The following is a 12,836-nucleotide window of genomic DNA, read 5'->3' as shown; positions in this document are numbered from 1 at the left end:
GAGGGGCACCGGACGTCCTCCGGCGCCCCTCCGCTCCTTCGTGCCCACCCAACCTGGAAGCGGAGCAGCTGTCCCCAATTCCCGTTCGTGGCCCGAACTCTGCCCACCAAGGGGCTGGGTTCACCGAACCCGCGTCGTGGCCCCTGGAGCACCGAGCCCGTCCACCGCCTGCTGCCCGCGCCCTTCCTGAACGCCGTCGGCTGGGAGGAGGGACCCCGCGGTCAAGGAGCTCCCCGCGACGCCCCCCGTCTCGGACGGGCAGCTCGCGGCCGTGCCCGAGGTGCCCGAGGCGGCGCGCCGGGCCGAAACGCTCTACGGGGTCACCCTGTTGAACGCCGACGTCGCCCGCAAGGTGGTGATCAAGCGCCTGCGGAAGCGGAGTGAGCGGGTCCGGCACGACGACACCACCGACGAGGTGGACGAGGAGGTAGAGGAGGTAGAGGAGGAGGTGGCCCGGCGGGTGTGGGACGCCTTCGGGTGATCGGGGGGAGGGCGGTGAGGTGAGGGTAGCCTTGCCCGAGTGAGCACCTGTGCGACCGTGTCGCGTGAACTTTCGGAGCCACTGGCCGCCACGGCGGCGGTGGCGAGCACCTGGCTGCTGGTGGAGCAGAACGGGCCCTGGGGCGCGAAAGCGCTGGGTGAGAGCCATCTGGACGCGGCGATCGGGCGGGCCCTGGAGGCCGCCGCGGCCGGGACGGGCGTGCGGGTGGCGCTGATCCGGCGGCCCGGACGGCACACGGACTGCCTGCCGACCGCCCGCCACGAGGTGCTGGTGGCGCACACGGTGCCGGGCCGCGGCTGGGTGCGCCGGGCGGAGGTGGCGGATCCGGCGGAGCTGCTGGAGCTGGACTTCGCGGCGCTGGGCGCCGGCGACCACACCGGATTCGGGACGGAGCACGTCGGCGGCCCGGTGGCCCTGGTGTGCACCAACGGGCGGCGGGACCGCTGCTGCGCGCTGCTGGGCCGTCCGCTCGCGGCGGAGCTGGCGGCGGCCGGGCACAGCGAGGTGTGGGAGGTCACCCACCTGGGCGGACACCGCTTCTCCCCCACGATGCTGGTGCTGCCGTACGGCTACGCGTACGGGCGGCTGACCTCGGAGACCGCCAAGGAGGTGCTGGCGGCGACGGCTGCCGGACACATGGTGCCGGAGTGGTCGCGGGGCTGCTCGGGCTGGGACCGTCCGGGCCAGGCGGCCGAGCACGCGGTGCGGCTGGCCACCGGCGAGACCGCGGCCGACGTGCTGACGCTCACCCAGCGGCCGGACGGCGAGGGCCGCTGGCTGGTGGGGGTGCTGCACCGGGACGGCCGGTCCTGGGAGGTGGACGTGATCGAGACGGTCAGCGAACCGCCGCGTCCGGAGAGCTGCGGCAAGGCGGCGGGAACGCCGTCGCGGATGGACGTCCTGTCGGTCCGCGGCCTGTGAGCGGCGACCCGGCGCGCGTCCGGGCGCCGCGCCCCGGCCGGTAGCCGACACCCGACGGTCGACTACACCGCCGGTAGCCGACATCCGTGGAAGAACAACGCCCGTCGAACGACGGCGCCCGGACCACGACATGGGGGAACCCCGGCGGCCCCAGGCCCGCCGGGGTTCCCCGGGGCGCGACGGCTCAGGCCGCGCCCGCACCGGTGAGGGCGCGCACCTCCAGCTCGGCGAACCGGTCCGGGTCGGTGGGCTCGGACGACGTGACCGTCCCGATCCACCCGGCCAGGAAGCCGAGCGGGATGGAGACGATGCCCGGGTTCTCCAGCGGGAACCAGTGGAAGTCCAGGCCCGGGAAGAGCGCCTCGGCGGAGCCGGAGACCACCGGGGAGAAGATCACCAGCACGATCGCCGGGACCAGCCCGCCGTACACCGCCCAGACCGCGCCGCGGGCGGTGAACCGCGACCAGAACAGGCTGTACAGCAGCACCGGCAGGTTGGAGGAGGCGGCGACGGCGAAGGCCAGACCGACCAGGAAGGCCACGTTCAGCTGCTGGGCGAAGAGGCTGATCACGATCGCCGCGGCACCGATCCCGGCGGCGGCGATCCGGGCGACCACCACCTCCTGCTGCTCGCTGACCTCGGACACCGACTCCTTCGAGGACCGGGCGGCCGGAACGGTCTCGCCCCGACGGCGCCGCCCGCGGGCCTGCTTCTCCAGCTCGCGCGACGGCCGGGCGCGCCAGGCACCGGCCCAGATGTCGTGGGCGAAGGCCGCGGAGGAGGCCAGGGTAAGCCCGGCGACCACGGCGAGGATGGTGGCGAAGGCGATCGCCGAGATCAGCGCGAAGAGCACCACCCCGCCGGTGCTGCCGTTGCCACCGCCGAGCACCAGGGCGAGCAGCGGAACGGCGGTGTTCCCGGCCGAGTTGGCGTGGTGCACCTCGGCCGAGCCGATCAGCGCGGTGGCGCCGAGGCCGAGCACGATCGCCATCAGGTAGAAGCTGCCGACCAGCCCGATCGCCCACATCGTGGAGCGGCGGGCGGCCCGCGCGGTGGGCACGGTGTAGAAGCGGGACAGGATGTGCGGCAGGCCGGCGGTGCCGAGCACCAGGCCGAGGCCGAGGCTGACGAAGTCCAGCCGGCTGGTGAGGCTGCCGCCGTACTTGAGCCCGGGCTCCAGGTAGCGGTGCCCGGCGCCGCTGTGCGCGGCGGCCTGGCGCATCAGCTCGCCGAGGTCGCCGTGGAAGCGGACCACCAGCAGCACCGTGAGAAGCACCGAACCACCGGTCAGCAGGAAGGCCTTGATGATCTGGATCCAGGTGGTGGCCCGCATCCCGCCGATGGTGACGTAGACGATCATCAGGGCGCCGACCGCGATGATGGTCCAGGTGCGGGCGTGCGGGCTGCCGGTGCCGAGCAGCAGGGCGACCAGCGAACCGGCGCCGACCATCTGGGCGACCAGGTAGAGCAGGGTGACCACGACGCTGGCGCCGCCGGCCGCGGCGCGCACCTTGCGGCGGCGCAGCCGCAGCGCCAGCACGTCGGCGAGGGTGTACCGGCCGGCGTTGCGGACGAGTTCGGCGACCAGCATCAGCACCACGAGCCAGGCGACCAGGAAGCCGATGCTGTAGAGCACGCCGTCGTAGCCGTACAGCGCGATCAGGCCGGCGACGCCCAGGAAGGAGGCGGCGGAGAGGTAGTCCCCGGAGAGCGCGAAGCCGTTCTGCAGCGGGGTGAAGTCGCGTCCGCCGGCGAAGAAGTCCTCGGCGGCGTTGCCCTGGCGGCCGACCCAGAGGGTGACCCCCAGGGTGACCAGGACGACGACGGCGAACAACGCGATGGCGAGCGAGTGGTGGTCGCCGGTGGGGGCGACGGCGGGGGTGGCGTTCGCCGCCACGGTCCGCACCGCGGCCTTCGCCGCGTCGGTGGGCATGGTGGGCATGGTGGGCATCAGGGTCGTCATCGCAGTTGGTCCTGGGTGTCCCAGCGCAGGCCCAGGGCCGCGCGGTCGCGCTTGGTCCGGGCGTTGCGGGCGTAGAGCCAGGCGAGCAGGAAGGTCGAGGCGAACTGCGACAGCCCGAGCAGCCAGGCCACGTTGAGCGGGCCGGCCACCTCGCGGCGCATCAGGTCGGGGGCTCCGGCCTGGGCGGCGACGTACAGCAGGTACCAGGCGAGGAAGCCACCGGTGATCGGGAAGACGAACGTCCGGTAGCTGCGGCGGATCTGCCGGAACGTCGCGCTGGCCTGGACGGTCCGGTACACCTCCGTGCTGTCGGCGAACGGCTCGTCGTCGAGCGGCACGAGGGCGGCGTGCGGTGCGGCCGGGGCCGCGGGGTCGACGGGGGCGCTCTGGGCGAACGGCTCGTCGGCGGGCCCGTGGACCGGCGCGCCGACGGCCACGGGCTCGTCGACCGCCTCTGCCGACTGGGCCGTGCGGACGTGGTCCGTACGGCCGGGGCCCGACTGCGCCGGTACCGCCGTGCGGCGGTGCGCAGCCGATGGCTCGGCGGGCTCAACGGGGCTGCCGGCGGCCGGAGCGGCCCACCAGTCGAATTGCTGTCCCGATCCGGGACTGCTCGTCTGCTGCTGTGGCACTGCTGCTCCTGGGACGGCCGGTTGTACTGACCCGAACCATGATGGCGGCCCCCGGGAACCGCCCCTGACCATCGCAGATACGTTCACTCGATGAGGTGATCGATCATCCGACAGACACCCATCCGACTACTGCTGCGTACCGGTGATTCCGTGTCGGAACGCGTATGCGACCGCCTGTGCCCGGTCCCGCACCGCGGTCTTGGCGAACAGGTTGTTGATGTGGGTCTTCACGGTGGCCTGGCTGACGAACAGCCGTTGGGCGATCTCGGTGTTGGACAGCCCCTCGGCGATCAGCGCCAGCACCTCGGCCTCCCGGACGGTCAGCCCGTCGGGCAGCTCCCCAGGCCGGGCGGCGGGCCGCCCGGAGGCCGGATCGGAGCGGGCACCGTGCTCCGAAAGCCTTTCCAGGAGCCGGAGTTGGACCTGCGGCGAGAGCCCGGCCGCGCCCGACCGGACGTTCGCGATGGCCCTGGCGATCTCCTCGGCGCCGGCGTCCTTGGTGAGGTAGCCGCGGGCCCCGGCCCGGAGCGCCGGGAACAGCGAGTCGTCGTCGGCGTAGGTGGTGAGCACCACGACCTCGGTCTCGGGGTGCGCCGCGCGGATCCGCCGGGTCGCCTCGACGCCGTCGCAGCGCGGCATCCGCAGATCCATCAGTACCACGTCCGGGTGATGGCGCTCCGTCAGGTCGACGGCCTCCTCCCCGTCCCCGGCCGCACCGACCACCTCGATGCCGGGCAGCAGTCCCAGCAGCATCACGATGCCCTCGCGCACCACCGTCTGGTCGTCCGCCACCAGGACCCTGGTCACCCCCGGAACCGTCATGCCGGCACCCGCAGCAGCACGCGCCACCCTCCGTCCTCCGGGCCCGCCAGCAGGGTGCCGCCGAGCAGTTCCGCGCGTTCGCGCATTCCCAGCAGACCGTACCCGCTGCCGCTGGCGGTCAGCTCCTGCGACGGCTCCTGCCGCGTCGGCCGGGTGTTGCGCACCTCCAGCTCCACCGCTCCCTCCAGGTAGCGCAGTTCGACGGTGCACCGGGCACCGGGCGCGTGCTTGCGCACGTTGGTCACCGCCTCCTGCGCGGTGCGCCGCACCGCGAGGGCGGCCTCGGCGGCGATCGGCCGGGGCGATCCGGTGACGGTGAGGCCCGCGCGCTCGCGCCCCGCCAGCTCGACCAGGAACTCCCCGACCGGGGTGAGTTCCCCGCGCAGCGCGGACAGCGCCTGCCGGGTCTCGGCCAGCCCGTCCTGCGCCATCCGCCGGGCCGCGACGACCCGTTCGCGGATCCGGTCGCGGTCGGTCCCGGCGTCCAGCATCAGCCGGGCCGCCTCCAGGTGGACGAGCTGTGCGGAGAGGCTGTGGGCGAGCACGTCGTGGATCTCCCGGGCGATCCTGGCCCGTTCGGCGAGCGCCGCGCTCTCCGCCTCGGCCGCCCGGGCCGCCCGCTCCTGGGCGAGCAGCCGGCGGGAGGTGCCGCGCGCCTCGACGTCCAGCCGCAGCAGGCAGCCGAGCAGGGCGATCCCGCCGATGGTGGCGGCGATGCTGAGCCGGCTCGACGTGGTGACCACCGCGTACGAGCCCAGCGCGGCCGCCGCCGTGATCAGCCCGGGCGCGGGCGGCAGCCGGATCAGCGCCATCACCGCCAGGCCGTACCAGAGCACGTCGGAGAGCATGGTGGCCCGGCCGGCGTCGGCCAGCCAGGCGGCGCCGAGCACCGCGCCGGCCAGCAGGTAGGCGGGCAGCGGGCGCTGCTCCCGGCTGGTCCGCAGGAAGGCGGCGCAGAGCCCGAACGCGGCGACCAGTGCGGCCGTCGCGACCACCGCCGCCCAGCCGGAGAACCTGCCGCCGGAGAGGGTCCCCCAGGTGACGGTGGCGACCAGCACGACGCGCCCGAGCACCGCGAGGATCCGCTGCGGCCGGTTCTCGGCCTCGCGGTCCAGCCCTTCGCGGGACGGCCAGCGGGTCCAGTACCACCCGGCCACGGGTGCCTCCTCGGGTGCTCTCGGCGGCGGATCGGCCGGTGCGCGCCGCGCGGGGTCGTGCGGCGCGCACCGGGTCAGTGCAGTACGGCGGCCGGCGGCGCGGGCTCCAGCGTCCGGGCCCTCCAGTTCACCACGAGCGAGCGGACCAGCAGCAGGACCGCCATGCCGAGCATCAGGGAACTGCCGGCCTGGTGGACGTGCAGGGCCGTGCCGATCCCGTACAGGCCGAGCCGGATGGCGATCATCCCGATCCAGGCGGCCACGGTGGCCTTGGTGCCCTTGGCCATGACCGAGCCGTCCGCGGCCCGCCAGAGCCGCACGGTCCAGCCCCAGACCGAGCCCATGCCGAGCACCGCGACCAGTCCGGCGACCAGCAGGGTCGCCGAGAGGGCGGTGTGCTGGTGGTCGACGAGCCGGGGGTCCCGCAGCGCGAGGGCGCCCAGGATCAGCGGCAGCAGCCAGAAGCGGCGCCCGGTGTCCAGGCGTTGGGCCCGCATCTGGCGCTGGACCACCACGATCACCACCGCGGCGATCACGAGGACGTTGGTGAGGGCGATCATCGGACTTCTCCGTCCCGGAGGGAGGCTTCGCTGACCTCTCCGACGCTACGGACGGGACGGTTCCCGCTGATCGGAGCCGGGGTGGACCGCGGGTGGATCCCGAACGCACCGGGCCCTCCACCCGTGGGTGGAGGGCCCGGTGCGACGCGTTCGTCAGGCGTCGATGCGCGAGCGGTCCAGGGTGGCCGCCGAGTCCACGATGAACTCCTTGCGCGGGGCGACGTCGTTGCCCATCAGCAGGTCGAAGATCCGCTCGGCCTGCTCCAGGTCGCCCAGGTTGATCCGGCGCAGCGTGCGGTGGCGCGGGTCCATGGTGGTCTCGGCCAGCTGGTCCGCGTCCATCTCGCCCAGGCCCTTGTAGCGCTGCACCGGGTCCTTCCAGCGCAGCCCCTTGCGCTGGAACTCCAGCAGCGTGGAGCGGAGTTCGGCGTCGGAGTAGGTGTAGTGGTACTTCTCCTGGCCGCGCTTGGGGTTGGTGAGCTCGATCCGGTGCAGCGGCGGCACGGCGGCGAAGACCCGGCCCTGCTCGACCATCGGCCGCATGTAGCGGTGGAAGAGGGTCAGCAGGAGGGTGCGGATGTGCGAGCCGTCGACGTCGGCGTCGGCCATGAAGATGACCCGGCCGTAGCGGGCCTGGTCGATGTCGAAGGTGCGGCCGGAGCCGGCCCCTATCACCTGGATGATCGCGGCGCACTCGGCGTTCTTGAGCATGTCGCTCACCGAGGCCTTCTGCACGTTGAGGATCTTGCCGCGGATCGGCAGCAGTGCCTGGAACTCGGAGTTGCGGGCGAGCTTGGCGGTGCCGAGCGCGGAGTCACCCTCGACGATGAACAGTTCGCTGCGCTCGACGTCGTCGCTGCGGCAGTCGGCCAGCTTGGCGGGCAGCGAACTGGTCTCCAGCGCGGTCTTGCGGCGCTGGGCCTCCTTGTGCTGGCGGGCGGCGACCCGGGTGCGGGCGGCCGCGACGACCTTCTCCAGGACGGCCCGGGCCTGGAGCTTCTGGTCCTTCTTGGCCGAGGTGAGGAAGGCCTTGAGCTCCTTGGCGACGACGGCGGCGACGATCCGGTTGGCCGCCGAGGTGCCGAGCACCTCCTTGGTCTGGCCCTCGAACTGCGGCTCGGCGAGCCGGACGGTGACCACCGCGGTGAGGCCCTCGGTGGCGTCGTCCTTGGTGATGTCGTCCTCGGCGACGCGCAGCAGCTTGCTCGCGCGCAGCGCCTCGTTGACCGTCTTGGCCAGCGAGCGCTCGAAGCCGGTGACGTGGGTGCCGCCCTTGGGGGTGGCGATGATGTTGACGAAGGAGCGCAGGGTGGTGTCGTAACCGGCGCCCCAGCGCAGCGCGATGTCCACGCCGAGATGGCGGGTGACCTCGGTGGGCGTCATGTGGCCGAGTTCGTCCAGGACCGGCACCGTCTCCTTGAAGGTGCCCTCGCCGCGCAGCCGCAGCACGTCGCAGACCGGCTTGTCGGGGGCCAGGAACTCGCAGAACTCGGCGATTCCGCCGTCGTAGTGGAAGACCGACTCCTCGATCTGCTCGCTCTCGATGAGCCGCTCGTCACGGACCACGATGGTCAGGCCGGGGACGAGGAAGGCCGTCTGCCGGGCGCGGCTGTGCAGCGTCTCCAGGGAGAGCTTGGCGTCCTTGAGGAAGATCTGCCGGTCGGCCCAGTAGCGGATCCGGGTGCCGGTGCGGGTCTTCGGCACCTTGCGGGTCCTGGTCAGGCCGTTGCCGGGCTCGAAGGGGGCGTCCGGGCTGGTCTCGGTGAAGATGCCGGGGGTGCCGCGACGGAAGCTGATCGCGTGGGTGTGGCCGCCGCGGTCGACCTCGACGTCGAGGCGGGCGGAGAGCGCGTTGACGACCGAGGCGCCGACGCCGTGCAGACCGCCGGAGGCCGCATAGGAACCGCCGCCGAACTTGCCGCCGGCGTGCAGCTTGGTCATCACGACCTCGACGCCGGACAGCCCCGTCTTGGGCTCGACGTCGACCGGGATGCCGCGCCCGTTGTCCCGGACCTCGACCGAGGAGTCGGGGTGGAGCACGACGTCGATGCGGTCGCAGTAGCCGCCCAGCGCCTCGTCGACGGAGTTGTCGATGATCTCCCAGAGGCAGTGCATCAGGCCGCGGCTGTCGGTCGAGCCGATGTACATGCCGGGGCGCTTGCGGACCGCCTCCAGGCCCTCCAGGACGAGCAGGTGCCGCGCGGTGTAGTTGGAACCGTCGTCGCCGGCCAGCAGCGCGGACGGCACGGTCGTTTCGGCACTCACGCGGCACACTCCTCGGTGAAGTTCTGTCTCATCGGTCACATCCGTACGCATCCGGACCAAGCGCCAGTGCAGCACGCCGCACCGACATCCGTCGCCCTGCGTGCCCGAACCCCTGCGCCGGGTGCACAGCACGACAGGCGGGCTCCGCGCAGCTTGTACGCGCTGCGCGAACAAGCACCGCACCCGGCCGCGGGCCCCGGGGGCGCCATCTCCTCCCGGTACCACCGGTCCTGGCGGATCGTGGGACCCGGCGCAGGCTCCGGAACTGCCGTTATGCAGGCTACCGGGGCCCGGGGCGGGGCTTATGCTCCAACCCGGCAGAGGATTATGCTACGCGGACCTCGGACCCGATCCCGATCGGGCGTTCGAGCGAGGGGCGGATCCCGGAATCCGGCACGCATGAACCACCGGCGCCCGGGGCACGTCCTCATCGACACAGCAGAATCCTCAGAGAAGAAAAGCCACGAGCGGGAACGTTTTCGGCCTGGTTGGATGTTGACCCTGGTACGACAGCTCGTCGAGCTAGAGAAGAGGCGACGTGACTACTGTTCTGACCCCTGCGAGCCCGCTCACCGCGGCTGACCGCTGCGACCGCTGCGGCGCCCAGGCCTACCTGCGCGTCGTACTCGCGAGCGGCGGAGAGCTGCTCTTCTGCGCCCACCACGGCCGGAAGTTCGAGCCCGAGCTCAAGAAGATCGCCGTGGAGATACAGGACGAGAGCGGTCGTCTCACCACCACGACCAGCGCCACGGCCGCAGACGACGAGCGCTGATACCGGGCGCTGCGCCACCACAAGCAGTCGGCGTCGAGCTGTGTCCGGCCGCGCACAGCGCGCGACCGGTGAGCCGGGCGACTGACCCTCCGGGGTCGGTCGCCCGGCTCTGCTGTACTCCGGGCCCCCTCCCCGGCCCGGCCCGGCGCGGCGGGCCCTTGTCCGACGCGGCGTCAGGGTCGAACGTCACGAGGTGACCGGGAGTTCACCCACCGCGACGCTCACAGCACCGAACGCACCGCGTCCGCGACCGAGGACACCCTGGTGTAGACCCCCGGGTGGGCCGCCTCCGCGCAACCCGTCCCCCAGGACACCAGGCCGACCAGCCGGCCCTCCACGATCATGGGGCCGCCGCTGTCGCCCTGGCAGGCGTCCTTGCCGCCCCTCTCCTCGCCCGCGCAGACCATGCCCCGGGCGTCGAACCGGCCGTCCGGCCCGCCCGGGTAGGCCTGCGCGCAGGTCCGGTCCGGCACGATCGGCACGTCCACCCCGCGCAGCGTCGGCGAGTAGTCGCCCCGCCCGGTGGTGTCGCCCCAGCCGAAGACGTGTGCCGTGGTCCCGGCCGCGTACGGCGCCGTCTCCCCCTGGCCGACCAGCCCGATCACCGGCCTGGCGCCCTGCGACTCGGCGAGGGTGAGCACCGCCACGTCGTTCATGTTGGCGGAGAAGGAGTAGTCGGGGTGGATCCAGACCGACCGCACCGCCACCTCGCGGCCGGCCGTGCCGCGCATGTCGTCCCGGCCGACGATCACCTTGAGACCCGGCCGGTCGACCCGGCCCCTGGCCTCGTCGTAGAAGCAGTGCGCGGCCGTCACCACCTTGGTCGGGGTGACCAGCGCGCCCCCGCAGAACTGGCCGGACCGGCCGCTGCCGAACTGCTGGCGGCTGGCCAGCGCCACGATCCACGGGTGGTCCGCGGTGCTGGCCGCGGTGCCGCCGACCACCCGGCGCTGCGCCTCGGCCGGCGCCGCGCCGCCGAGCGCGACCAGCGGGACGGGCACGGCGGCGAGCAGCGCCAGCACGGCGGCCCTCCGACGGCGGCCCGCCCGGGCACCGGCGGGGTCGGCCGAATCGGTCAGGCTGTCCGGATCGGCCGGGTCGGCCAGGCCGGCCGGGTCGGCGCGGGCCGCTGGGAACGGGTTGGACGTCGGCAGGTCAGTGCGGTCCGGCTCGGTCGGCACCGTGACTCCAGGGGGCTCGGAAGCAGGCAACCGGCACAGCGTAGGTGACCGACTACACGGTGCGACCGCTTCCCGCCGCACCGCCACCCGGACGAGGGACAACCGCCACCCGGACGATGACACACCCGGGCCGGAGAGCCACGAAGGCCCGGAGCCGTGCGGCTCCGGGCCTTCGGGTGGAACGACTGCCGTCGATCAGTCCAGGTAGTCGCGCAGCACCTGGGAGCGCGACGGGTGGCGCAGCTTCGACATGGTCTTCGACTCGATCTGGCGGATGCGCTCACGGGTGACCCCGTACACCTTGCCGATCTCGTCGAGCGTCTTCGGCTGCCCGTCGGTCAGACCGAAGCGCATCGAGACCACGCCCGCCTCGCGCTCGGACAGGGTGTCCAGCACCGAGTGCAGCTGCTCCTGGAGCAGGGTGAAGGAGACCGCGTCGGCCGGGACGACCGCCTCGGAGTCCTCGATCAGGTCACCGAACTCGCTGTCGCCGTCCTCGCCCAGCGGGGTGTGCAGCGAGATCGGCTCACGGCCGTACTTCTGGACCTCGATGACCTTCTCGGGGGTCATGTCGAGTTCCTTGGCCAGCTCCTCCGGGGTGGGCTCGCGGCCCAGGTCCTGGAGCATCTGGCGCTGGACACGGGCCAGCTTGTTGATGACCTCGACCATGTGCACCGGGATGCGGATGGTGCGGGCCTGGTCGGCCATGGCGCGGGTGATCGCCTGGCGGATCCACCAGGTGGCGTAGGTCGAGAACTTGTAGCCCTTGGTGTAGTCGAACTTCTCGACCGCGCGGATCAGACCGAGGTTGCCCTCCTGGATCAGGTCCAGGAAGAGCATGCCGCGACCGGTGTAGCGCTTGGCCAGCGAGACCACCAGACGGAGGTTGGCCTCCAGCAGGTGGTTCTTGGCCCGGCGGCCGTCCTCGGCGATGATCTCCAGCTCGCGCTTGAGCTTCGGGGCGAGCTTGTCGGCCGCCGAGAGCTTGTCCTCGGCGAACAGGCCGGCCTCGATGCGCTTGGCGAGCTCGACCTCCTGCTCGGCGTTGAGCAGCGGGACCTTGCCGATCTGCTTCAGGTAGTCCTTGACCGGGTCGGCGGTGGCACCGGCGACGGCGACCTGCTGGGCCGGCGCGTCGTCCTCGTCGTCATCGGAGAGGACGAATCCCTCCGACTCCTCCTCCGGGCCGGCGGCCTCGGACTCGGCCTTGTCGCCGGGCAGTGCGACGTCCTCGAGCAGCTCCTCCTCGCCGAGCAGCTCCTCCTCGCCGCCCTTGGCGGACTTGGCGGCGGTCTTCTTGGCGGCGGCCTTCTTGGCCGGAGCGGCGGTCTTCTTCGCCGCGGCCTTCTTGGCCACGGCCTTCTTCGTGGGAGCCGCCTTCGGCTCGGAGGCGGCGGTGGCCGTCTCGTCGACGGTGATCTCGGCGGAGACGGTGGGGGCCGGGGCCGCGGCGGCCGCGACGGCCGGAGCCGCGACGGGGGCGCCGGGGGCGATCCGCACGGGCGGCTTGGTCGGGGCCGACGGCGCGGCCGGGGTCCGGGTGGTGACAGCCTTGGTGGCGGTGCGCTTGGTGGGGCTCTTGGCCGCAACGCTCTTGCGCTTGGCGCCGGCCGGTTCGGCCGCGCTGACCATGAGGTCCACACCCTCCTCAATCAGCACCTGATTGAGGCTGCGCATGACGTTCTTCCACTTGGTGACCGGGATCTGGTCCGCCTCGAACGCCTGGCGCACGTCGTCACCGGCGATCTGCCCCTGGGCCTTGCCCCGCTCGATGAGCGCCAGCAGAGCCGCGGACTCGGCGATCTCGGGGGGAAGCGAACGGGATGTGCTGGCCGACACGAACAACCTCTCGGACGATGAGTGGACTCGAACCCGTACCGGCCGCCCGAGCGGGCGGGGAAGGAGATCGCGCGTCGGGCGCGCGGTGTCGATTCCGACCGACTCGGGCTTGAGGACTGGGTTTGCAGGACGGCAGCAGCGCCGCGGACCAACACAGCATTCTGACATGTTGGAGTATTCCGGAGCTGCTTCCGCTCAGGACACATCGCTGCTACTCGTCAA

At 72.6% G+C, this 12,836-nt stretch carries 11 protein-coding genes; 3 read left to right on the top strand and 8 right to left on the bottom strand.

All coding sequences use genetic code 11. From position 1 onward, the window contains the following. The first annotated feature begins 271 nt into the window (after positions 1-271). Together ACZ55U_RS16050 and ACZ55U_RS16045 are read left to right on the top strand one after the other, a co-directional pair. A complete protein-coding gene (locus ACZ55U_RS16050; RefSeq protein WP_465526675.1) occupies positions 272-481 on the top strand; it encodes a hypothetical protein in 210 nt (69 codons plus the stop codon). Positions 482-520: 39 nt separating this feature from the next. Continuing rightward, positions 521-1,423 (top strand): sucrase ferredoxin, encoded by a 903-nt coding sequence (locus ACZ55U_RS16045; protein WP_465526673.1) that lies wholly within the window; start codon positions 521-523, stop codon positions 1,421-1,423. Positions 1,424-1,607: 184 nt separating this feature from the next. On the opposite strand, the gene ACZ55U_RS16040 is transcribed toward ACZ55U_RS16045, so the two are convergent. The 6 genes from ACZ55U_RS16040 to ACZ55U_RS16015 all read right to left on the bottom strand — a co-directional run bounded on the left by ACZ55U_RS16040 (position 1,608) and on the right by ACZ55U_RS16015 (position 8,822). Next, the gene (locus ACZ55U_RS16040; RefSeq protein WP_465526671.1) at positions 1,608-3,386 is read right to left on the bottom strand and encodes a solute symporter family protein; all 1,779 of its coding nucleotides are present in this window, start codon (positions 3,384-3,386) and stop codon (positions 1,608-1,610) included. Further along, on the bottom strand, positions 3,383-3,823 hold the full coding sequence (locus ACZ55U_RS16035) for a DUF485 domain-containing protein (protein ID WP_465526669.1): 441 nt from the start codon (positions 3,821-3,823) through the stop codon (positions 3,383-3,385). Before ACZ55U_RS16035 ends, ACZ55U_RS16040 begins: the two co-directional genes overlap by 4 nt. Positions 3,824-4,144: 321 nt before the next feature. Next, complete coding sequence (locus tag ACZ55U_RS16030; protein ID WP_465526667.1) at positions 4,145-4,840, bottom strand: response regulator; 696 nt, start codon at positions 4,838-4,840, stop codon at positions 4,145-4,147. Beyond that, the gene (locus ACZ55U_RS16025; protein WP_465526665.1) at positions 4,837-5,997 is read right to left on the bottom strand and encodes a sensor histidine kinase; all 1,161 of its coding nucleotides are present in this window, start codon (positions 5,995-5,997) and stop codon (positions 4,837-4,839) included. The genes ACZ55U_RS16030 and ACZ55U_RS16025 overlap by 4 nt, the downstream gene beginning before the upstream one ends. A 74-nt stretch (positions 5,998-6,071) precedes the next feature. Next, positions 6,072-6,557 (bottom strand): DUF1453 domain-containing protein, encoded by a 486-nt coding sequence (locus ACZ55U_RS16020; RefSeq protein WP_465526663.1) that lies wholly within the window; start codon positions 6,555-6,557, stop codon positions 6,072-6,074. 153 nt (positions 6,558-6,710) lie between these two features. Continuing rightward, positions 6,711-8,822 carry a DNA gyrase/topoisomerase IV subunit B gene (locus ACZ55U_RS16015; RefSeq protein WP_465526661.1) on the bottom strand — a complete coding sequence of 704 codons (2,112 nt, stop codon included), beginning with the start codon at positions 8,820-8,822 and terminating at the stop codon, positions 6,711-6,713. Positions 8,823-9,360: 538 nt separating this feature from the next. On the opposite strand from ACZ55U_RS16015, the gene ACZ55U_RS16010 reads away from it, so the two are divergent. Then, positions 9,361-9,594: a DUF7455 domain-containing protein gene (locus tag ACZ55U_RS16010; protein WP_465526659.1), complete on the top strand. Its 234-nt coding sequence runs from the start codon at positions 9,361-9,363 to the stop codon at positions 9,592-9,594. A gap of 221 nt (positions 9,595-9,815) precedes the next feature. On the opposite strand, the gene ACZ55U_RS16005 is transcribed toward ACZ55U_RS16010, so the two are convergent. Then, positions 9,816-10,673 carry a S1 family peptidase gene (locus tag ACZ55U_RS16005; protein WP_465526709.1) on the bottom strand — a complete coding sequence of 286 codons (858 nt, stop codon included), beginning with the start codon at positions 10,671-10,673 and terminating at the stop codon, positions 9,816-9,818. Positions 10,674-10,970: 297 nt separating this feature from the next. Continuing rightward, the gene (locus ACZ55U_RS16000; protein ID WP_465526657.1) at positions 10,971-12,620 is read right to left on the bottom strand and encodes an RNA polymerase sigma factor; all 1,650 of its coding nucleotides are present in this window, start codon (positions 12,618-12,620) and stop codon (positions 10,971-10,973) included. Between the last annotated feature and the right edge of the window lie 216 nt (positions 12,621-12,836).

This window comes from Kitasatospora sp. NPDC034533, from assembly GCF_055575155.1.
The sequence above is the reverse complement of the archived record's forward strand: the minus strand, read 5'-3'. Positions and strand labels throughout refer to the sequence as shown.